General features: G+C 71.7%; 19 protein-coding genes. 9 read left to right on the top strand and 10 right to left on the bottom strand.

Features of this window, described 5'->3' with window-relative positions:
• Positions 1-10: 10 nt before the first annotated feature.
• On the bottom strand, positions 11-490 hold the full coding sequence (locus ACQPWW_RS29165) for a MarR family winged helix-turn-helix transcriptional regulator (RefSeq protein WP_433126944.1): 480 nt from the start codon (positions 488-490) through the stop codon (positions 11-13).
• Between the two features lie 101 nt (positions 491-591).
• Between ACQPWW_RS29165 and ACQPWW_RS29160 the strand changes: the two genes are divergently transcribed.
• The 3 genes from ACQPWW_RS29160 (at position 592) to ACQPWW_RS29150 (ending at position 3,923) form a co-directional block, all read left to right on the top strand.
• Entirely contained in the window at positions 592-1,488 is an 897-nt protein-coding gene (locus tag ACQPWW_RS29160) for an NmrA/HSCARG family protein (RefSeq protein WP_433126943.1), read from the top strand.
• A gap of 219 nt (positions 1,489-1,707) precedes the next feature.
• The gene (locus ACQPWW_RS29155) at positions 1,708-2,973 is read left to right on the top strand and encodes an AGE family epimerase/isomerase (RefSeq protein WP_433126942.1); all 1,266 of its coding nucleotides are present in this window, start codon (positions 1,708-1,710) and stop codon (positions 2,971-2,973) included.
• A complete protein-coding gene (locus ACQPWW_RS29150) occupies positions 2,970-3,923 on the top strand; it encodes a carbohydrate kinase family protein (protein ID WP_433126940.1) in 954 nt (317 codons plus the stop codon). Before ACQPWW_RS29155 ends, ACQPWW_RS29150 begins: the two co-directional genes overlap by 4 nt.
• A 154-nt stretch (positions 3,924-4,077) precedes the next feature.
• Here the strand turns inward: ACQPWW_RS29150 and ACQPWW_RS29145 are convergent, their stop codons facing one another.
• From ACQPWW_RS29145 to ACQPWW_RS29135, 3 genes are all read right to left on the bottom strand, one after another.
• A complete protein-coding gene (locus ACQPWW_RS29145) occupies positions 4,078-5,064 on the bottom strand; it encodes a LacI family DNA-binding transcriptional regulator (RefSeq protein WP_433134647.1) in 987 nt (328 codons plus the stop codon).
• A 71-nt stretch (positions 5,065-5,135) separates the two neighbouring features.
• Positions 5,136-6,515 carry an FAD-dependent oxidoreductase gene (locus ACQPWW_RS29140; protein ID WP_433126938.1) on the bottom strand — a complete coding sequence of 460 codons (1,380 nt, stop codon included), beginning with the start codon at positions 6,513-6,515 and terminating at the stop codon, positions 5,136-5,138.
• Positions 6,516-6,536: 21 nt separating this feature from the next.
• Complete coding sequence (locus tag ACQPWW_RS29135) at positions 6,537-7,673, bottom strand: carboxylate-amine ligase (protein WP_433126937.1); 1,137 nt, start codon at positions 7,671-7,673, stop codon at positions 6,537-6,539.
• Between the two features lie 150 nt (positions 7,674-7,823).
• Between ACQPWW_RS29135 and ACQPWW_RS29130 the strand changes: the two genes are divergently transcribed.
• Both ACQPWW_RS29130 and ACQPWW_RS29125 read left to right on the top strand, forming a co-directional pair.
• Positions 7,824-8,117, top strand: coding sequence for a DUF6412 domain-containing protein (locus tag ACQPWW_RS29130; protein ID WP_433126935.1), 294 nt, complete (start codon positions 7,824-7,826; stop codon positions 8,115-8,117).
• A 99-nt stretch (positions 8,118-8,216) separates the two neighbouring features.
• Complete coding sequence (locus ACQPWW_RS29125) at positions 8,217-8,963, top strand: YidC/Oxa1 family membrane protein insertase (RefSeq protein WP_433126934.1); 747 nt, start codon at positions 8,217-8,219, stop codon at positions 8,961-8,963.
• A gap of 4 nt (positions 8,964-8,967) precedes the next feature.
• Here the strand turns inward: ACQPWW_RS29125 and ACQPWW_RS29120 are convergent, their stop codons facing one another.
• Complete coding sequence (locus ACQPWW_RS29120; RefSeq protein ID WP_433126933.1) at positions 8,968-9,639, bottom strand: DedA family protein; 672 nt, start codon at positions 9,637-9,639, stop codon at positions 8,968-8,970.
• A gap of 70 nt (positions 9,640-9,709) precedes the next feature.
• Positions 9,710-10,324, bottom strand: a complete 615-nt coding sequence (locus ACQPWW_RS29115) for a DUF1349 domain-containing protein (protein WP_433126932.1) — start codon at positions 10,322-10,324, stop codon at positions 9,710-9,712.
• Between the two features lie 67 nt (positions 10,325-10,391).
• Here ACQPWW_RS29115 and ACQPWW_RS29110 point away from each other — a divergent pair, with 67 nt between their 5' ends.
• Entirely contained in the window at positions 10,392-12,044 is a 1,653-nt protein-coding gene (locus ACQPWW_RS29110) for an alpha-amylase family protein (RefSeq protein ID WP_433134645.1), read from the top strand.
• A 62-nt stretch (positions 12,045-12,106) separates the two neighbouring features.
• Here ACQPWW_RS29110 and ACQPWW_RS29105 read toward each other — a convergent pair whose 3' ends face one another.
• Entirely contained in the window at positions 12,107-15,835 is a 3,729-nt protein-coding gene (locus tag ACQPWW_RS29105; RefSeq protein ID WP_433126930.1) for a S8 family serine peptidase, read from the bottom strand.
• Between the two features lie 171 nt (positions 15,836-16,006).
• On the opposite strand from ACQPWW_RS29105, the gene fabG reads away from it, so the two are divergent.
• Complete coding sequence (fabG, locus tag ACQPWW_RS29100; protein ID WP_433126929.1) at positions 16,007-16,765, top strand: 3-oxoacyl-ACP reductase FabG; 759 nt, start codon at positions 16,007-16,009, stop codon at positions 16,763-16,765.
• 55 nt (positions 16,766-16,820) lie between these two features.
• On the opposite strand, the gene ACQPWW_RS29095 is transcribed toward fabG, so the two are convergent.
• Together ACQPWW_RS29095 and ACQPWW_RS29090 are read right to left on the bottom strand one after the other, a co-directional pair.
• Entirely contained in the window at positions 16,821-17,237 is a 417-nt protein-coding gene (locus tag ACQPWW_RS29095) for a hypothetical protein (protein WP_433126928.1), read from the bottom strand.
• The gene (locus tag ACQPWW_RS29090; RefSeq protein ID WP_433126927.1) at positions 17,230-17,622 is read right to left on the bottom strand and encodes a hypothetical protein; all 393 of its coding nucleotides are present in this window, start codon (positions 17,620-17,622) and stop codon (positions 17,230-17,232) included. The genes ACQPWW_RS29095 and ACQPWW_RS29090 overlap by 8 nt, the downstream gene beginning before the upstream one ends.
• Before the next feature lie 984 nt (positions 17,623-18,606).
• Between ACQPWW_RS29090 and ACQPWW_RS29085 the strand changes: the two genes are divergently transcribed.
• The gene (locus tag ACQPWW_RS29085; RefSeq protein ID WP_433126926.1) at positions 18,607-19,509 is read left to right on the top strand and encodes a Gfo/Idh/MocA family protein; all 903 of its coding nucleotides are present in this window, start codon (positions 18,607-18,609) and stop codon (positions 19,507-19,509) included.
• A 19-nt stretch (positions 19,510-19,528) separates the two neighbouring features.
• Here the strand turns inward: ACQPWW_RS29085 and ACQPWW_RS29080 are convergent, their stop codons facing one another.
• Positions 19,529-19,720: a DUF2795 domain-containing protein gene (locus ACQPWW_RS29080; protein ID WP_357806333.1), complete on the bottom strand. Its 192-nt coding sequence runs from the start codon at positions 19,718-19,720 to the stop codon at positions 19,529-19,531.
• Positions 19,721-19,848: 128 nt separating this feature from the next.
• Between ACQPWW_RS29080 and ACQPWW_RS29075 the strand changes: the two genes are divergently transcribed.
• Positions 19,849-21,105 carry an erythromycin esterase family protein gene (locus ACQPWW_RS29075; RefSeq protein WP_433126925.1) on the top strand — a complete coding sequence of 419 codons (1,257 nt, stop codon included), beginning with the start codon at positions 19,849-19,851 and terminating at the stop codon, positions 21,103-21,105.
• The last annotated feature ends 19 nt before the right edge of the window (positions 21,106-21,124 follow it).

The raw sequence follows: 21,124 nt of genomic DNA, 5'->3' as shown, positions 1-21,124 counted from the left end.
CTGTCGCGGCTCAGTCGGGCTTCGGTCGGGAGCGCAGGCGACCCATCTGGGCGTGGCTGAGGTCGTGTGCGCGCGTCAGGTGGCGGGTGATCACCTCAAGCTCCTCCTCGCTGTGGTCGTCGAGGATCTCCTGCCAGGACTGGCCGAGTTCGTCCCAGACCGCCGTGACCCGGTCGACCCGGTCCGGCACGGGGCTGACCAGCACCCGGCGTCGGTCCTCCCGGTCGGGCGTGCGTGTCACGTAGCCACCGCGTTCCAGTCGGTCGACCAGCCGGGTGGCCGAGCCCGTGGTCAGGCCGGTCATCTCGGCGATCTCGCGCACCGTGCGTGGAGTGGGCGCCGCGGTGAGCAGGCTCAGGAACTGCACGTCGGTCGGGTGGAGCCCGAGGTGGTCGGCGATGGCCTGGTTGAACAGCACGTACGAGGCCAGATAGCGACGGGACGCCATCGACACCTCCGCGTACAGCTCGGCCCGGCGCGGTGTGGTCATCCACATCACCTCCCAAATAGTTGCGCGACGCAGCGATTCTTCCTAATCTGCTGCGTGACGCAGTTAATGCGTCACGCAGCAAACCTACCTCAGGAGGACTCATGCTCACCGTTGCCGTCACCGGCGCCACCGGAGCGCAGGGCGGGGCCACTGCCCGCGCCCTGCTGACGGCCGGCCACCGGGTACGCGCGCTCACCCGCCAGCCCACCTCCCCGGCCGCCGACACCCTGCGCGGCCTCGGCGCCGAGGTGCGCCACGCCGACTTCGACGACCGCGCCTCCCTGGACGCCGCGCTCGCCGGAGCCGACTCGCTGTTCGCGGTCACCACCCCGTTCGGCACCGACCTGGCCACCGAGGTCCGACACGGCCGGGCCCTCGTCGACGCCGCGGCGGTCGCTGGCCTCGGCCACATCGTGCTGACCACCGTCGCGCACGCCGACCGGGGCACTGGCGTCCCGCACTACGAGAGCAAGTACCTGGTCGAGCGGCACCTGCACCGCTCCGGGGTGCCCTGGACGATCATCGCGCCGGCCGCATTCATGGACAACTACGCAAGCGGCTGGAACCTCGACGGCCTGCGCGAGGGCGTCTTCGCGTGGCCGATGCCCGCCGACCGGCCGCTCGCCCTCATCCCGGCGGTCGACATCGGCGCGTTCGCCGCGTACGTCCTGCAACGCTGCGCCGAGTTCGCCGGCCGTCGCATCGACATCGCCTCCGATCAGCGCACACCGGCGGAGATGGCCGAGATCCTCACCGGTGCCATCGGCTCCGCGATCGACCACCGGCGGGTGCCCCTGGCCCGCGTCCGACAGTGGTCCACCGACCTGGCGGCCATGTTCGAGTACTTCACGGACGTCGGTCTGGACCTTGACGTCGCCGGGCTGCGCCGCGACTACCCGGAGGTCGGCTGGCACAGCTTCGCCGACTGGGCCGCCGCCCAGGACTGGGCCACGCTGCTGTCCGACGCGACCACCAACCACGCGTCGTCCAGGTCGTGACCCGCGGTGTGATGCAGGCGGAATTGACAGTCGACCGCAGCCGGAGCAGGGTTGAGCGGTGACAACGATGTCAACGGGCAAAAGGGAGGAATCGTACCGATGATCCTCTCTCGCGCATGCGGCGTTACGCCGTACCGTTGGCGGTTTTGCGGCGCGGACCCGGTCCGTCCGCCGATCCTGGCCGTATGTCCCTTTCCTACCCCACGGTGACCAGCTGAGATGACCGACGTGCCCCGATCCGACGCCACCACGACTCCCGCTCCCGCAGCGTCACCCGACCTGCCCGACCTGGACGCCTTCCTCGCCGACCAGACCCGCACCCTGCTCGACACGGCCCGCCGGGCGGTCCGGGCCGAGGGCGGCTTCTGGTGGCTGACCGACGACCGCACCCCGGACCGGGGCGAACCGATGTACACCTGGATCACCTGTCGGATGACCCACGTCGCCACCCTCGCACACCGCAACGGTGACCCGGACGCCGCCGCCCTGGTCGACCACGGAATCGCCGCGCTCAGCACCCTGCTGCGCGATGATCGGTTCGGGGGTTGGTTCAGCGCGGTGGACCAGCAGGGAGCGCCCGTCGACGACCACAAGGCCGGTTACGACCACGCGTTCGTGCTGCTCGCCGCGTCCAGCGCCGCGCGTGCCGGACGGCCCGGCGCCCAGGAGTTGCTCGCCGACGTGCTGACCGTGGTGCGCGACCGGTTCTGGGACGACGAGGCGGGCGCGGTACGTGAATCGTGGAACCGGGACTGGACGGTCACCGAGGACTACCGCGGCGCGAACAGCAGCATGCACATGGTCGAGGCGTTCCTCGCCGCTGCCGCCGCCACCGGCGACGCGAGCTGGACCGACCGTGCCCTGCGGATCGCCGACCACCTGGTGCACACCGAGGCCGCCCGGCACGACTGGCGGCTGCCCGAGCACTTCACCGCCGACTGGACGCCGCTACTCGACTACAACCGGGACCAGCCCGCCGACCAGTTCCGGCCGTACGGCTCGACAATGGGCCACTGGCTGGAGTGGGCCCGGCTGCTGCTGGAGTTGGAGGCGGTCCTGCCGCAGCCGCCACGCTGGCTGCTCGCCGACGCCCGTCACCTGTTCGCCGCCGCCGTCCGGCGCGGTTGGGCGGTCGACGGGGCCGACGGCTTCGTCTACACGATCGACTGGGACGACCGGCCGGTGGTGCGCTCCCGGATGCACTGGGTGCTCGCCGAGGCCGTCGGAGCGGCGGTGACCCTGCACCGCCGCACCGGCGACGACGTCTACGCCGACTGGTACCGGGTCTTCTGGGCGTACGCGCGCCGCTACCTGATCGATGGCACCGGATGGCGGCACGAGTTGGACGCGCAGAACCTGCCCGCCGACACGGTCTGGCACGGTCGGCCGGACGTCTACCACGCGTACCAGGCGGTGCTGCTGTCGCGCTCGGCCAACGGGCTCGGTGGCCCCGGCCCGCTCGCGCCGGGCGAGGTGACCGCATGATCGTGGTCGCGGGTGAGGCGCTCATCGACCTGGTGGTCACCGCCGAGGGTCAGCGGGCCGTGCCGGGTGGCTCCCCGGCGAACGTGGCGGTCACGCTGGCCCGGCTCGACCAGCCGGTGCGGCTGCTGGCCCGGCTCGGCGCCGACGAGTACGGTCGGCTGCTCGCCGAGCACCTGAGCGCCAACCGGGTCGAGCTGGACTGGGCGGTCCACGCCCCGGAGCCCACCTCGGTGGCGGTGGCCACGCTGAACGCCAGCGGGCAGGCCAGCTACGAGTTCCGGCTGGCCGGCACCGCGGACTGGCAGTGGACGCCGGCGGAGTTGCCCGATCTGGCCGGCTCATCGGCGACCGCGCTGCACACCGGGTCCCTCGCGCTCGCGCTGGCCCCCGGGGCGCAGGTGCTGGAGGACCTGCTCGCCCGCGAACGCCGCCGGGACGGCCGCACCGTCTCGATCGACCTCAACCTGCGGCCGAGCATCGTCACGGACCGGGCCGCCGAGCAGGCCAGGGTACGACGCCAGGTGCCCCTCGCGAACCTGGTGAAGGCCAGCGACGAGGACCTGGCGTGGCTCTACCCGGACCGGTCGGTGGGCGACGTGATGGCCGAGTGGCGCGACGCCGGGGTGTCCTGCGCGGTGGTGACCCGGGGCGGTGAGGGCGTCTGGCTGCTCGCCCCGAACGGATCGCTGCACGAGCAACCGGCGGTACGCACCACAGTTGTCGACACCGTCGGGGCCGGTGACTCGTTCACCGGCGGTCTGCTGGCCGCGCTGGCCGACCTCGACGCGCTCGGAGACCGGCCGGCCGACCGGCTCGCCGCGGTGACCGAACAGCAGTGGGACGCGGTGCTCCGGCAGGCCGCGACGGTGGCCGCGCTGACCTGTGGCCGGCGGGGCGCGGACCCGCCCAGTCGGGCCGAGGTCGACGCCCTGCTCAACGCCGCGAGCTGACCCCCGACCGCGCTGGCCCGGCCCGTCCCGGGCCGGGTCGGCGCGGGGCCGGGGCCCTGCATGATCGACACGAGATCGGCGATGTCGGGGTGTCCCGTCGAACTGGATACCGCGATATCGGTGACCTCGTGTCGATCATCGCTCCAACAGGTCGTCAGCGTCCTGGTGGCGGGGTCAGGCCACGCGGTAGCAGTGTGGTGGGGAGCACGGTGGTCGACGGTGGGGTGTCGTCGTCACCGGCGATCCGCTGGAACAGCCGCTCGGTGGCGACCCGGGCCAGTTCCCGGGTGTCGTAGGCGACGACGGTCAGTGGCCGGGGCATCAGGTGGGACAGTTCGAAGTCGTCGAAGCCGACAAGCGCGGCGTCACTGCCCCGGCGGTGCAGCTCCTGGAGCGCGCCCACGGTGAGCCGGTTGTTGGCGCAGAAGAACGCCGTCGGCGGGTCCGCCTGGTCGAGCAGCGCGGCGACCGCCCGCCCGGCCTCCTCGGGAGCGATCAGCCGCTCGCAGACCAACGACTCGTCCGGTGCGACCCCGACCGCGGCCAGCGCCGCCCGCGCCCCGGCCAACCGCTCGCGCATCGTGGGCACGCTCGGAGCGCCGAGCAGGAGGCCCACCCGGCGGTGCCCCTCGTCCAGCAACGCGGTGACACCGGCGTGGCTGCCGCCCCGGTTGTCCAACAGCACGGCGTCGGCGTGCAGCCCCTGCGGCGGCCGGTCCAGGAACACCACAGGCATCCCCAGCTCGACCTCGCGCCGCAGGAACGAGTGGTCGAGGCCCGCCGGCACCACAAGCAGCCCGTCGACCCGGCGCTGGGTGAAGTCCTGGAGCAGGGCGCGTTCCCGCTCCGGGTCCTCCTCCGACGAGGCGGTGATCAGCATCGTCCCGTGGGCGGCGGCGATCTCGGCGGCGACGCTGGCGATCGTCGCGTAGAACGGGTTGGCGATCTCCTCGATGAGCAGCCCGACAGTGGCGTTGAGCTGCCGGGAGCGCAGGTTGCGGGCGATGTCGTTACGCCGGAAGCCCAGCTCGGCGATGGCGGCCAGCACCCGGTTGACCAGCTCCTGACCCACCGGCTCGTCGTTCACCACCCGGGAGACCGTCTTCAGGCTGACCCCGGCGTGCCGGGCCACGTCGACCATCGTCGGGCGCCGACGCGTCGTCGGCCGGGTCGGAGTCTGGGTCACGGGTGGTCCTCCACGGCGGGCACCGGTCAGCGGTCGAGGGCAGCGAGCGCGTCGACCGCCTTTCGGGCGGCGACGAGCACCGGGTCCCACACCGGCGCGTACGGCGGAGCGTAACCCAGGTCCAGCGACGTCATATCGTCCACCGTCATGCCGTTCCAGAGTGCCACGGCCAGCGTGTCGATCCGTTTGGCCGCCTCGGACCAACCGACGATCTGCGCGCCGAGCAACCGGCCGCTGGGCCGCTCCGCGATCAACTTGACAGTCATCGGCCGGGCGCCGGGGTAGTAACCGGCCCGGTTTGTCGACTCGGCGACCACCGAGACGAAGTCGAAGCCGGCCAGGGTGGCCTCCCGCTCCCGCAGGCCGGTGCGCCCCACCTCCAGGTCGCAGACCTTGGTGACGGCCGTGCCGATCACGCCGGCGAAGGTGGCGTACCCACCACCGATGTTGATCCCGGCCGCGCGGCCCTGCTTGTTGGCGTGCGTGCCCAGCGGCACGTGCACCGGCATCCCGCTGACCCGGTGCAACGTCTCCACGCAGTCGCCCGCCGCCCAGACGCCGGACAGCCCGGCCACCCGCATCCGACGATCCACCCGGATGCCGCCGGTCGGCCCGATCGGGAACCCGGCAGCCTCGGCGAGCGCGGTGTTCGGGCGTACCCCCAGGCCCAGGACCACGATGTCGGTCGGTATCGGCCCCTCGGCCGTGACCACCGCGGACACCCGGCCGTCGCGCTGCTCCAGGCCGGTCACCGGCAGGCCGGTGCGGATCGTGACACCCAGGCCGCGCATCGCGTCCGCGACCAGCTCGGCCATGTCGCCGTCGACGGTCGCCATGGGCTGGGCGCCCGCCTCGACAAGGGTCACCGACAGGCCGCGCTGGATCAGCGCCTCGGCCATCTCGACGCCGATGTAGCCGCCGCCGATCACCACGGCCCGGCGCGGCCGGGGCTCACCCTCCAGCCAGTCGCGAAGCGCCGCCCCGTCGTCGAGAGTCTGCACGCCGAACACGCCGCCCGCGTCGGTGGCCGCCCAGGGCGGCTGCACCGGCACCGCGCCGGTGGCGTACATCAGGTCGTCGAAACGCTCGCGGACCTCGCCGCCGCCCTCCAGGTCCCGGGCGACCACCTCGCGGCGGTCCAGGTCGATGGTCGTGACCTCGTGGCGCAGCCGGACGTCCATCGCGTACGTCGTCCGGAACGTCTCCGGCCCCCGGGCGATCAACGCCTCCGGGCCGGACACCAGACCGCTGATCCAGTACGGGATGCCGCACGCCGAGTAGGAGGTGAAGTGACCCCGCTCGAAGACCACGATCTCCAGGTCGTCGCGGTCGCGGCGGCGACGGGCCTGGGACGCCGCCGACATTCCGGCGGCGTCCCCGCCGATGACGATCAGCCGTTGCGCCACTGGCTCATCCTGTCACGGAGATCAGCCACGGGTCTGTCGTGCGACGTCCTGCACCACGTCGGTGAGTCGGCCGGTGCGCTCGTACACCGCGCGCTGCCGGGCCGCGCCGCTGCCGTGCCGGCGCAACCCGCCCAGCAGGTCGGTCACCTCGGCCCAGTCGCCGTGCTGCTCCAGCGCCGGCCGCAGCCGCTCCACGAACCGGTCCAGCAGCTCCCAGGCTGGGCGCACCTCGCCGGTGGTGACGTCGACGGCGTCGCCCTCCAGGCCGTCGTGCGCGGCCCGCCAGTGCGCGCCGACGAGCAGGTGGTGGTCGGTCCGCAACGCCGGCCGGTCGGCCTCGACATCGGCCATCGCGGTGGCCACCAGGGCCCGGACCAGGGCGGCGACCAGCACCGCGTCGTCCACCGACGGGCAGACGTCACCGATCCGCAGTTCCACCGTCGGGTACTTCGCCGACAGGCGGGCGTACCAGTAGAGCATCCCCTCGTCGAGCATCACCCCGCTGGAGATCAACTGTCGGATCAGCCGCTGGTAGTGCTCGTGCGACTCCAGGAACGGCGTCGGGGCCACCGAGGGCCAGCGCTCCCACTCCACCGAGCGCCAACTGGCGTAGCCGGTGTCCTCGCCCCGGGAGAACGGGGAGTTCGTGGTCATCGCGTGCAGCATCGGCAGCCAGGGGCGTACGTGGTTGAGCACCTGCACACCCGTGTCCGGATCGGGGACACCGACGTGCACGTGCATGCCGTTGTTGCCGGGACCGGGGACGAGCAGCCGGAACCGTTCGACCATCCGGTCGAAGCGTGGCTTGTCCACCACCGGCGGCACCGGACCGTCCACCGGACCCGTGCCGATGGCGAGCAGGCGTACGCCGCCCCGCTCGGCGGCGTCGGAGAGGGCCCGACGCAGCACACCGAGGGAGTGCCGGATCGATGACAGCTCCAGGCCGGGCGGGCTGCCGATCTCGATCTGACTGGTCTGGAACTCCCGCTCCACCTGCCCGCGAAGTTCGGCCGGAACCTGCTCCATCACCAGGTCGACGGCGGGTACCGCGGCCCCGGTGTGCGGGTCGACGAGCAGGAACTCCTCCTCGACACCCACGGTGAGCAAACCGGTCGCCGCAGCCATCTCGTTGGGCGCCTCGGCCACCTGACCGGTCATCGACACCACCGTCCGTTCCTACCGTCCGCGGTCCATCCGCATCGGTCCGCTGTCTGGTTACCCAACGTGGCGACACCGGGAAACGTGGCGTGCCCGGGCGCGTTGCCGCTTTCGCCGGAGCGACGTGACAGCGGGACCTATGCTGAGCCCGTGCCGGTGCCACTGGGGTTCGTCGGGGTCGCGTGGATGTTCGCGTTCACCCAGCTCACCCTGCTCGCCGGCCGCCCGACCGACCTGCTCGCGGGTGCCGCGCTCACCGCGCTGGTGCTGCTCGCCGTGGTGCTCGCGACGCGGGGGCCCGGCCGGTCTGGTGCGCCCGGCGGCGGGCCACGGTGGACCGGGTTGCGGGTCCGGTCCCGTGATCGCCGGATGCCCCGGCAGCTCGACCCGGACGCCGCCGGTCGCCCTCGTCCGCGTGCTCCGGGACACCCCTCGGCCGCGTAGCGCCACGCCGCCGCGCGGCCGATCCCGTGTCACCGGTCTCCCGTCGAGCGGACACCGCTCGGGGGCGGACCTCACCGGATTCGGACCGAGGGGTTGTCCATGCTTGCCTTCGCACCATTGCACGACGTTGTCGGCGCTGCCGGCACGGCACTGTCCTGGCTCACCGAGCTGCTCGAACCACTGGCCGGCGCGATGGCGACCGCCGCCGCCATCGTGCTGTTCACCATCGCCGTCCGGCTGCTGATCTCGCCACTCACCGTCGCGCAGGTCCGCGGCGAGCGGCGCCGCGCGGCGCTCGCCCCGCAGGTGCGGGACCTCCAGCGGCGGTACGCCGACGACCCGGCGAAGGTGCAACGCGAGGTGTTCGCGTTGTACCGGGAGGCCGGTGCGAACCCGATCGCCGGCTGCCTGCCGTTGCTGCTCCAGGCGCCGTTCCTGCTCGTGCTCTACCGGCTGTTCACCACGAACGAGGGCGGCACCGGGCTGCTCGACGAGCGGCTCGCCGGTGTGCCGCTGGGCCACCATCTCACCGACGGCGTGACCGGGGCGGCCGGCCCGCTCTTCGCCGGCCTGCTGGCCGTGCTGCTCGTGGTGGCCTGGTGGTCGTCACGGCGGGCCCGGCGGGCGTCGGCGGCCGTCGGCACGGTGGCCGGTACGCCCACCGAGGGGCCGGGGGCGGCAGTGCTCGGGCGGCTGCTGCCCCTGCTGCCGTTCGCGACGGTGCTGGTGGCGCTGGTGCTGCCGCTCGCCGCGGTCATCTACCTGGTGACCACGAGCGTGTGGTCGGCTGTCGAACAGGCGGTGCTGCGCCGACCGCAGGCGGTTGCGTCGCCGGCCGACCGGTAGCGGATCAGCGACCGGCGGTCACCGACCGCCGGTCGTCGCGCTCCCGGCGTCGGCGGACCTTACGGACCACCCACACGACCACCATGACGACGAAGACCGCGACGATCGCGTAGTTGAACCAGTCGCTGTAGCGCTCCACGTCCTGCCAACGCTGTCCGAGCGCGTAACCGGCGCCGACGATGAGACCGTTCCAGAGGCCGCTGCCGATGGTGGTGAGCAGGATGAACTCGCCGAGCGGCATCCGGTTGGCCCCGGCCGGAACGGAGACCAGGCTGCGGACCACCGGCACCACCCGGCCGATCAGCACCGCCCACCGTCCGTGCCGCTCGAACCACCTGTCGGCCCTCTCCAGGTCGTCGCTGTCGACAAGCGGGATGTGATCCAGCCAACGCTTCAGCCGATCCTCGCCGAGCGCCGCGCCGAGCCAGTAGAGCACCAACGCGCCGACCAGCGAGCCGACCGTCGCGGCCAACACCACGAGCAGGACGTTGAACTGACCCTCGTGGGCCAGGAAGCCGGCGAGCGCCAACACGATCTCGCTGGGGATCGGCGGGACGATGCTCTCCAACGCCACAAGTAGCGCCACGCCCACCGGGCCCATCGCCTCGATCACGGAGGCCACCCAACCGGTCAACCCGGTGAACCCGGCCGGGTCGCCACTCTGGGCGTACGCCATTGTCGTCCTTCCGGTCGGCTGCGGGGAGATCAGGTGGTCATACCCAGCGGGGCGTTCGCTACACCTGCGCTCAGTGCTCCGGGTGCAGCGCGGTGTCCGCCGGCCCCTGCCGCCAGCCGGTGAACACCACGGTTAGGCCGGCGCGCGACGGCGCACAGCAGAACGGGCCGGCCACCGCCTCGGCCGCCGGGTCCAGCGGGGTGAGCCGGACCAGTCGCCACGGGTCGCCGTCGACCCGGGCGCGGACGGTCAGCGCGTCGCCGGCCCGGCTGACCCGGACTGTCACCTCCCGGCCCGCCCACTGCGGCACCGGCGCCACCGACCAGTCGGAGAACTCCCGGGTCACCACCGCGCCGAGCTGCGCCTCACCGTCGCTCATCTCGACGCCGGCCTTGGTCCAGGTCCGTTCGTCGACCCGGACGAACGCGCCGGCCTGGTCGAACTGCGCCGTGAAGTCGAGCCGGAAACTCACCTCCATGGCGGTGCCGACCGGCAGCGGCGCCAGCAAAGCCGGGCCGTTGTCGTGGACGAAGCCGTAGCTGGTCCGCCGCCAGAAGTCGCTCTCCGCCGCCGGTTCGACGACGAGCTGGCCGGCGGGGCCCTCCTCGACGCGTACCGGCGGGTGCAGCCAACTGCCCGCGGACCAGTCCAACGGTTGGCTCGGCGGGACGAGATCGGTCTCCATGACGGGCACGGTACCGGCCGCCAGGGACGGGTTTGCCGCGGTGATCGACCGGAGATGTTTCTCCGGCATGGGTGACCGTTGGTATTCCGAAGCCGTCGTCTACTGCCTCGACATCGACACGTACGCCGACTCCGACGGCGACGGGGTCGGTGACATCCGTGGGCTCATCGGGAGGCTGGACTATCTGGCCCGGCTCGGGGTCACCTGCCTGTGGTTGCACCCGATCCACCCGTCGCCCAACCGCGACGACGGGTACGACGCCACCGACTTCTACAACGTGGACCCGCGCTTCGGCACCCTCGGCGACTTCGCCGAGCTGCTGCACCAGGCCCAGAACCGGGGCATCCGGGTGATCATCGACCTGGTGGTCAACCACACCTCCGACGAGCACCCGTGGTTCCAGTCCGCCCGCTCGTCGCCGGACTCGCCGTACCGCGACTGGTTCGTCTGGTCCGACACCGAGCCGGACGACCGGCACCAGGGCATGGTCTTCCCCGGTGAGCAGAAGGAGACCTGGAGCTACGACCGGACCGCCAAGGCGTGGTTCTACCACCGGTTCTACAAGTTCCAGCCGGATCTCAACTTCGCCAACCCGCAGGTCCGGGCCGAGGTCAAGAAGATCATGTCGTTCTGGCTCCAGCTCGGGGTCTCCGGTTTCCGGATGGACGCGGTGCCGTTCATCATCGAGCTGACCGAGCCGGGCAACCCGAACTCGCCGAAGGACTTCGAGTTCCTCACCGAGCTGCGCCAGCACGTGCAGTGGCGGCGCGGCGACGCCGTCCTGCTGGCCGAGGCGAACGTCGAGCCGGACCAACTGCCGACGTTCTTCGGTGACGCCAGCGGTTCCGGCAACCGGATCCACATGCTGTTCGACTTCATGCTCAACGGTCGACTCATGCTCGCCCTGGCCCGGCAGGACCCGGAGTCGCTGATCGAGGCGTTGCGGGACACCCCGAAGCTGCCCGTCGGTGGGCAGTGGGCCACCTTCCTGCGCAACCACGACGAGATCGATCTGTCCCGGTTGACCACCGAACAACGCAACCAGGTGTACGCGCAGTTCGGCCCGGACGAGAACATGCGCATCTACGACCGGGGCATCCGCCGCCGGCTCGCCCCGATGCTCGGCAACGACCGGCGGCGCATCGAGCTGGCGTACGCGTTGCAGTTCTCCATGCGCGGCACGCCGGTGCTGCGCTACGGCGAGGAGATCGGGATGGGCGAGGACCTGTCGTTGCGCGGTCGGGACGCGATCCGTACCCCGATGCAGTGGTCGTTCAAGCCGAACGCCGGCTTCTCCACCGCGGACCCGGAGAAGCTGGTCCGCCCGGTGATCGACAAGGGTGACTTCGGGTACCCGACGGTGAACGTCACCGCCCAGCGCAGCGACCCGAAGTCGTTGCTCGCCTGGTTCGAGCGCATGATCCGCACGCTGCGGGAGGCTCCGGAGGTCGGCTCCGGCTCGACCACCCACATCGACGTGCCGGTGCCACCCGGCGTGCTGACGCACCGGGCGGACGGGCCCACCGGGACCATGGTCTTCGTGCACAACCTCGGCACCGACGACGTCGAGGTCGATCTGAGCAGTCTCGAACCGGAGGCCGACATGCCGATCGACGTGCTCACCGACCGTGGCTACGGCGAGCTGGGCAAGCTCGGCGCGGTGAAGGTCTCCGGTCACGGCTACCGGTGGATCCGGCTCTGCCGGGGTCGCGGGTTCTGACGAAACGGGGGACCGCGCCGAGCGGCGCGGTCCCCCGTCACACGATCACCGCAGCGCGTCGATCAGCGCACCCCGAAGGCGCGAAGCACCGTCTGCTGGACCGAGTTGCCGGCGCCGTCGGTGGCGCCGGCCCGCAGGGACACGTACGTCGCGCCCTTCGGTGCCCGCAACTTCGCCGTCCACGAGCCGTCCTTCGCACGGTCCAGCGCCTGCTTCTGCCAGTGCGCGCCATCGTCGTACGAGATCTCCAGGCTGAGCGGCCGGATGCTGCCGCAACCGGCGGCGCCGGGCAGATGCGCGGCGGAGACGGTCAGGTCGGTCCGGGCCTTCGCGGTGCCGGCAGCGTCGGTGTCGACGCCGTAGTCGAGCTGGAGCAGCGGTAGCACGCTCGACTCCACCCCGGCGGCCGGCGCCTTCGACCGGAACGTCCACTCGGTGCTGGTGCTGGTGGAGTACCGGCCGACGGTCGGGTCCTGGGTGGTCCCCACCACCAACCGGTACGGCAGGTCACCCGCGTTCGGCGCGGTGCCGCTGATCCACGTGCTGGTGCTCTCGCCGAGCAGCGTCCGGCCCTGGTAGAGCTTGTTGGTCTGCCCTGCGGCGCTCATCGCCATGCCGACGTGGTCGGCACCGCCCCAACCGGGCACGTCGAGGCTGAGAGTGCCGCCGGAGCGGGTCGGCAGCTTGAAGTTGTTGTTCAGGTGCGGCCGTTCGATCGGCTCGAAGAACTGCTCGGTGCTCCTGCTGCCGGCGCGGAAGCTGGTCCGGGGGTCGATCTGGTACGTCGCGGAGTCGAGGTACGCCTCCTGACCCCACGTGTACAGGTCGCCGGTGGACACCCAGTCGGTACGGACCGCGGCGAGCGGCCGGTTGCTGGTCTGGCCGATGCCCCAGTTGTTGTACGACGGCCAGTCGTAGCGGAACTCGCCACCCCGCGTCTGCGGGGTCGGCACGTTGAAGCCGACGTCCACCCGGGCCAGCGTCTTCGGCGTTTCGGTCCGGCTCAGGTCGCCCGGAATCCGGTTGTGGTACGCCTGGACCAGGTCGTACACGTAGTCGGCGACCGGCTGCGAGACCACCTCGACCGTCGTGGACCCGCGCTGGATCTGCTGGATCAACGCCTCGCCCTCGTCGGTGCTGAGCATTGCCACCTCGATCGGGGAGGGTGTGAAGAAGTCGATCGAGTAGTCGCGGACCTCGCGCCACGGGAAGTCGTTGACCACCAGCATCATCTTCGCCCCGGCGGCGGTCGCCGCGGCGGCCTGCTCGGAGTCGCTGACCTCCCAGTTGCGCCGGACCACGGCCACCGCGCCCCGGGCCTTCAACCCGGCGTAGTCACTCGCCGCACCGTTGCCGGCGAAGACCGTCGGCAGGGTCCACCTGCCCTTCGGCAACTGGGTGGTGCCCTGCTGGCGCACCACGTCGTCGAAGTCCACAGTCGCGGTGCCGACGGTCAGCACCGGCTGCTCCTTGCGCCAGCGGGCGCCGAGGTAGAAGTCGCCGTGTCGCACGTCCCTGCTGGTGGGCTGTGCCCAGAAGCTGTCGAAGAACACGCCGCCGGCGATGAACGAGCGCCACCGGCCCTCGCCCTGGGACCGGTAGTAGTCCAACCGGGTGAAGGTGTCGGCGGTCTGCTGCGGCACCGACGATTCGACCCGGCGGGCCGACTTTCCGTCCAACCGAACCGTGGTGTCCGTGCGCAGGTCGATGTCGGGGTTGCCGAGCAGCGCCACGCCGAGTGAGTTCGGGCCGTGGCTGCCGGTGACGTTCAGGAAGCTCATCGCCGAGTAGACGCCCTCGGGCAGGTAGAGCTCCGCCGTGCCGTCCGGGTCGGTCTCGACGAAGCTGATGTCGTAGCTGCCCGGCTGGCCCAGCTCGATCACGCCGGCGGCGGGCTTGCCGGCCCGGTCGGTCATCTCCAGGCGCAGCCGGTGGTACGGGGTGAACGTGCCGACCGCGACGGCGGTGCGGGCCAGCACGGCCCGGTCCGGCCCGACGGCGACGACCTGACCGGTGTAGCGGCTGCCGGCGCTGGCCGGGGAGGTGTCAGTGGTCAGGGTGACAGTGGCGGTGCCGTTCGCCGGCACAGTGAGCTGCGTTGCGGACAGGCGGAACAGCCCGGCCGGCGCGCCCGGCGCGTCCACCGACACGCCCAGCGTGATCGGTTGCCCGGTGGCGTTGGTGTACGTCACCGGGTGGGTGGCCTTCGTGGTATCCCTGCGCACGCTGGTGGAGACGGTGCCGGTGGCGACGATCGGGGCGCGGACCGCGGCGGCGACGTCGACCCGGCCGGTGCCGGCCTGGAAGGCGTCGTACTGCGGCGTGGCCTTGGTCGTGCTGACCAGGGCGTCCTTGAGCTGCTGGCCCGTCCAGTCCGGGTGCTTCGCGGCGAGCAGGGCGGCGGCGCCGGCCACGTGCGGCGCGGCCATCGAGGTGCCGTCCATGCTCTGGTACGAGCCCTCGCCGGGCGCGTACTGGGAGCGGGCCGCGAGCACCCCGACGCCGGGCGCGGTCAGCTCGGGCTTGATGGCCTCGTCGCTGATCCGGGGGCCCTGGCTGGAGAAGGAGGCGAGCTGGTCGGCACCGTCGACCGCACCGACGGTCAACGCCGCGTCGGCCGCGCCCGGGGCACTCACGCTGCCCGGCAGGCCGGCGTTGCCGGCGGAGATGACGAACAGGGCGCCAGTCTCCGCACTGAGCGCGTTGACGGCCTGGCTCATCGGGTCGGTTCCGTCGCTGGGCTGGTTGGAGCCCAGGCTCATGTTGACGACGCTGGCGTCGGCCTCCCGGGCCGCCCACTCCATGCCGGCGAGGATCCAGGAGTCCATTCCGTAGCCGTCGTCGCTGAGCACCTTGCCGACGGCGAGCCGGGCGTCGGGGGCGACACCCTTCTCGCGGCCACCGGAGGCGGCGCCGGTGCCGGCGATGGTGGAGGCGACGTGCGTGCCGTGCCCGACCCGGTCGGTGATCTCCTCGCCCGGCACGAACACGGCGGACGCGCTGATCCGGTTGGTCAGGTCCGGGTGGGCCGCGTCGATGCCGGTATCCAGCACGGCAACCCGCACGCCCGTGCCGGTGTCGCCGCTGGCCCAGACCGGGGGAGCGCCGATCTGCGCCGTGGTGTCGGCCAGGTCGGCGTGTACCCGCCCGTCCAGCCAGATCTTGGCGATCCCGCCGGAGAAGCGTCCCTTGTCGCCGGTCGCCGCGGTCGCCTTCGCGGTGGAGGCGGCCGTGATCGCGGCCCAGAACTCGTCGGCCCGGTCGCGGTCCTCGCTGAGCGCGGCACCCGAGATGCTGCTCAACGTACGGGTGCGGGTCGCACCGGTGGGTGCGGTGGCGGCCCGCAGGCCGGCTGCCCCGACGTCGTACGACACGATCAGCGGAAGGTGGTCCACCCGCTCGTCGTCATACCCGTCGGCGATCAACCGGGTGACGTTGAACAACCGCTTGTCCAGGGTGTTCGCGGCCACGTAGGGCAGCACCGACTGCGGGTAGACGTACAGGTCGTCGCCGGCCTCGATCACCCGTACCGGTGTCGAGGCGCCGTCTGGACGCCGTACGTCGAGCATGCCGCCGTTGGCGCTCTGGCGGGTGGTGACCCTGTCACCGGTGATCAGAGTGACCGAGTGGGTGCCGGGTGGGGTGGGCAGGCTGGTCGCGGGGGCGGGGGTGGCGCCGGGATCGGCCGGGGCCCCGGGGGCGGCGGCCAGGGCGGGTGATCCACCGGTCGCCGCGAGGGCCGCGGAGACAACGGCGGCGAGCCAGGCTCCACGGGTACGCGAGAATGTCACGTGATGTCGTTCCTTACCTCGTCGTCTGTTCGCTGGCAGGTGACAGCGATCGCGACGCTACGCGCGGAAGATCATCTCGTATAGATCTTGGATCAAACCATGGTCATCACCGTTAACTAGCAGTGGAAGGTTAAGCTCCTTCGATCGACCCCACGTTACCGGGAGGTAATCATGTCGGAGGAGCCCCGCGTCGCCATCGTCACCGGAGCCGCACGCGGCATCGGGGCGGCCACCGCCCGGCGGTTGGCCGCCGACGGAATGGCCGTCGCCGTGGTCGACATCGAGGAGGCCGCCACCAAGGAGACGGTGGACGCCATCGTCGGCGCCGGCGGCCGTGCGCTCGGCGTGGGCGCCGACGTGTCCGACCGGGACCAGGTCGAGGCGGCGGTGGCCCGGATCGCCGCCGAACTGGGCGCGCCCACCGTGCTTGTCAACAACGCCGGTGTGCTCCGCGACAACCTGCTGTTCAAGATGACGAACGCCGACTGGGACACCGTGATGGGGGTGCACCTGCGGGGCGCGTTCCTGTTCAGTCAGGCCGCCCAGAAGCACATGGTGGACCGGAAATGGGGGCGGATCGTCAACCTCTCCAGCACCTCCGCCCTGGGCAACCGGGGGCAGGCGAACTACGCCGCGGCCAAGGCCGGTCTACAGGGCTTCACCAAGACGCTCGCCATCGAGTTGGGGCCGTTCGGGGTGACAGTCAACGCGGTCGCGCCCGGCTTCATCGTCACCGACATGACAGCGGCCACCGCGGCCCGGATGAAGGTCGACTTCGAGGACTTCAAGAAGCACGCGGCGGCCGAGATCCCGGTGCGTCGCCCGGGGTTCCCGGAGGACGTCGCGCACACCATCTCGTTCCTGACGAGCGAGGGCGCCGGCTTCGTGTCCGGTCAGGTCATCTACGTCGCCGGCGGCCCACGGGACTGACCCGTACTCCCGACGAGGGCGCTCCTTCGCAAAAAGGGGCGCTCTCGTCGCCGCGTCAGGCGGGGGCGCGACGGGTGCGCCAGAGCCAGAGCAGGCCGAGCACCGGCAGCACCAGCGGGATGTAGCCGTACCCGCTGCCGAACTGCGACCAGACCGTCTCGTCCGGGAAGAGTTCCTTGTCGACGAGGCTCAGGATGCCGACCGCGACCACCCCGACCAGTTCCACGGAGCAGCAGGCCAGCGCGACCCGTCGGCCGGTGTGCCCGGCCCGGGCCAACCCCACTGCCGCCACGATGTAGATGAGCGCGGCCACCCCGGAGAGCAGGTACGCCACCGGGGCCTCGTCGAACTTGGTCGCGATCTGCAAGCCGGCCCGGCTGGTCGCCGCGATGGCGAAGAGCAGGTAGACCGCGATCAGCAGCCGACCGGGGCCGGAGTTCGTACGCCGGGGGGCCGGCTCTGTCTCAACCACCGAGCACCTCCCAGGTCTGCTGCAACCGGACCACCACCACCGGGGCCACCAGGCACACCGCGCAGACGATCGCCGAACCCCAGCGGGTCGGCTCCATCCGGGCCAGCACCCAGGCCAACGGCGGCAGGCACACCAGCGTGACCAGATAGCCGAAGAACGCACCGGGCTCGCCGGGCCGGTCCCCGCCGCCGACCGCGACCAGGGCCAGCACGCTCAACACGAGCAACGCCACTTCGAGTACGGCCAGGCCGATGAACTGCACCCGGTCCGGTGGCCGTTGGCGTACCGCCGCCACCAGCGCCCACACCGCGACGAGCAGCGACAGCACGATCGACACCGTCGCGACGATCCCGTCCACCGGCGAGTCGACGCCCACGCTGTTCACCGGCCCCACCCGGTCGTTGCCTCGGTCACCGGCACAGCCTACTAACCGTCGTAGTAATGGGTTGACCCTGCCTCGCTGCCTCGCTGCCTCGCTGCCTCGCTGCCTCGCTGCCTCGCTGCCTCCCTGCCTGGCAGCCTCCCTGCCTGGCAGCCTCCCTGCCTGGCAGCCTCCCTGCCAGGCTGCCTTCCTGCTAGGACTCCCTGGTTGGCCGCTTGGCTTGCTTGGCCGCTTGGGCCGCTTGGGCCGCCTGGCTTGCCTGGCCGCTTGGTCGCTTCGCCGCTTCAATTGCTTGCCGGTTGGCCTGCTTGGCCGCCTGGCCGTCCCCGCTGGGGCGCCCATGAGACGTCGGTGGCTTCCTGTAGAGCTGCCCCACGAGTGGGGCATGTCGGGGCTGCGGGGTGCGGCGTTGAGGGTTGCTTCGCGGGTGGGGTGCGTCCGGGGGTGGGGTGCGTCCGAGGTTGGTGGGGTAGGGGCGTCCCATACGTGGGGCAGCTCTACAGGCACTGGCCGGACTCTGGCCGCCCGGACGAGTTGCTTCGCGGGTGGGGTGCGTCCGTGGTGGGGTGCGTCTGCGGGTGGGGTGCATGCGGGGTTGGGGCGTGTCTGTCGGTGGGCGCGTGCGGGGTTGGGGTGCGTTTCTGGGTGGGGCGCGTCCGTGAGTGGGGTGCGTTTCTGGGTGGGGCGCGTCCGTGAGTGGGGTGCGTGGGGGGGGCTGGGGCGCGTTTTCGTGGGTGGGGTGCGAGCGGGGGTGGGGTGCGTTCGCGGGTGGGGTGCGCGTGGGGCGGGGCGCGTCCGGGGTGGGTGGGGGTGGAGGCGTCCCATATTTGGGGCAGCTCTACAGGCACTCGCTGGAGTCTGGTCGCACGGATCGCATGCGACGTGAGCTGCTCGGTTGGTCGACCCGCCGTTGGGGCGGCCGGTGGGGCGACTAGCGTGGATCAGGTCCGTGGCGTTGCCGCGGCGGGGGGAAAAGTGGAGGCACACGTGCTGCGGTTCGGCTTGTTCGGCACCGGTCACTGGGCGATCGAGACGCACGGGAAGGCGTTGCACGCCCACCCGGACGCGGAGTTGGTCGGGGTGTGGGGCCGCAACCCGGAGCGGGCCTCCGCGCTGGCCGAGCGGTACGGGGTGCCGGCCTTCGCCGACGTCGACGCGCTGATCGAGCAGTGCGAAGCGGTCGCCGTCGCGCTGCCACCGGACATCCAGGCCGACATCGCGGTCCGGGCCGCCACCGCCGGACGGCACCTGCTGCTGGACAAGCCGCTGGCGCTCAGCGTGGCCGACGCCGACCGGGTCGTCGCCGCGGCCGAGGAGTCCGGGGTCGCCTCGGTCGTCTTCTTCACCCAGCGGTTCCAGCCGAACGTGACCGCGTTCCTCGCCGCCACCGCTGCCGCCGGGGGTTGGCAGCACGGCCGGACCACCGCGTTCGCCTCGATCTTCCAGGACGGCAGCCCGTACGGCGGTTCGTTGTGGCGTCGCGAGCACGGTGCGCTCTGGGACATCGCCCCGCACGCGCTCTCCATCCTCCTGCCGGTGCTGGGCCGGGTGACCCAGGTGGCGGCGATGGACGGGCCGAGCGGGATGGTGCACCTGCTCCTCACCCACGAGGGCGGTGCCACGAGCAGCGCCTCCCTCTCCCTGGACGCCCCGACGGAGTCGATGGCCCGGGAGTTCGTGTTCTACGGCGAGAACGGCATCGAAAACGTCCCGTTCGGCGAGAACGACGCCGCCACGGCATTCGGTGTCGCGATCGACCAACTCGTCGAGCAGGTGCGGGCCGGCACCCGCGACCACCGCTGCGACGTGCGCTTCGGCCGCGAGGTCGTCAGCATCCTCGCCGCCGCCGAGACCGCCCGCGCGGAATCCCGCACCGTCGCCGTCGGCTGACCCACCTGCGGGGTCAGGGTCAGGAGAGGGTGGTCAGCGCTGCAGCCAGCTCGTCCGGGGAGTCGAACTGCTCGGGCGGCAACGCCTGCAACATCTGCAACATCGCCGTGCTGGCCCCGTTCTCCTGCCCCCAGCGGACCAGATCCTCCCGGGAGACCGGGTAGTCGAGCCCGGCCAGGTACTCCTGCAACTGAACGCCGGTGACGGTCATGCCGGCCGGCTACCCGCTGGCGGTGGGCGTACACCGGCCTGGTCGGCACGCACGACGGCCCGGCGGTCGGCGTGTCGGCGTGCGACGCGCCCACGGTTTGTCCCAGCGGCGGTCGGGTAGCCGCTGGCATGCTGGTTCAGCGGCTCGGCGCGCCGAGCGACTTCGACCCGTTGCTGCAACGCGTTCGAGACGCCCGGGTGGTGATGATCGGTGAGTCCACCCACGGCAGCTACGACTACTACCGGTTGCGGGAGCAGCTCACCCGTCGGTTGATCGCGGAGTGCGGCTTCTCCTTCGTTGCGGTGGAGGGTGACTGGCCGGACTGTGACCGGGTGCACCGGTCGGTGACCGCCGCGCCGGGCGGCGCACTCCAGCCGCAGCTCGCCCTCGACCAGTTCGAGCGGTGGCCGACCTGGATGTGGGCCAACGCCGAGGTGGCCCGGTTCGCCAACTGGTTGCGGGCCTGGAACGTGGAGCGGCCGGAGGGTCAACGGGCCGGGTTCCACGGGCTCGACGTGTACAGCCTCTGGGAGTCGATGCAGGCGATCTTCGACTACCTGGGGGAGGAGGACCCGACGTCACTGGAGGCGGCGCAGGACGCGTACCGCTGCTTCGAGCCGTACGGCAAGCGGGTCGAGGAGTACGGCGCGGCCAGCCGGTTCGTCTCCGCCCGTTGTGAGGAGGAGGTGGTCCGGCTGCTCGCCCGGACCCGTGAACACGCCCTCTCCGACGGGCCGGATCGCTTCTCGGCCTGGCAGAACGCGGAGGTGGTGGCCGGTGCGGAGCGGTACTACCGGGCGATGGTGGCCGGCGGGCCGGACTCGTGGAACATCCGCGACACCCACATGCAGGACACCCTGGACCGGCTGCTGGACCGGTACGGCCCGGACGCCCGAGGCATCGTCTGGGCGCACAACACGCACGTCGGGGATGCGCGGGCCACCGACATGGCAGCGGACGGGATGGTCAACATTGGTCAGTTGGCCCGGGAACGGCACGGCGACGAGGCCGTGGCGCTGATCGGCTTCGGCACCTACCGGGGCACCACCATCGCCGCGCCCCGCTGGGGTTCGCCGCCCGAGGCGATGGTGGTGCCACCGGCTCGGGAGGGGTCGGTCGAGCGGCGGCTGCACGAGCTGATGCCGGACCGGGCGGTGCTGATCTTCGGCGGTGACGACCAGCCGGGCTGGGCGACCGACACCGCGGACCACCGGGCGATCGGGGTCGTCTACGACCCGTCCTTCGAGTCCTGGGGCAACTACGTGCCGACGCGGCTCAGCGACCGGTACGACGCCTTCGTCTGGTGCGACGAGACCACCGCTCTGCACCCGCTGCCGGTCCCGGCGCTCCCCGGTGAGATGGAGACGTACCCGGCCGGGGTCTGACCGGTGCGAACGCGCGAGG

It is taken from the genome of Micromonospora sp. CA-240977, from assembly GCF_050942285.1.
In the GTDB taxonomy this organism is placed as follows: Bacteria; Actinomycetota; Actinomycetes; order Mycobacteriales; family Micromonosporaceae; genus Micromonospora.
Note: the sequence above shows the minus strand (reverse complement) of the source record. Positions and strands in the feature narration are given on the sequence as shown.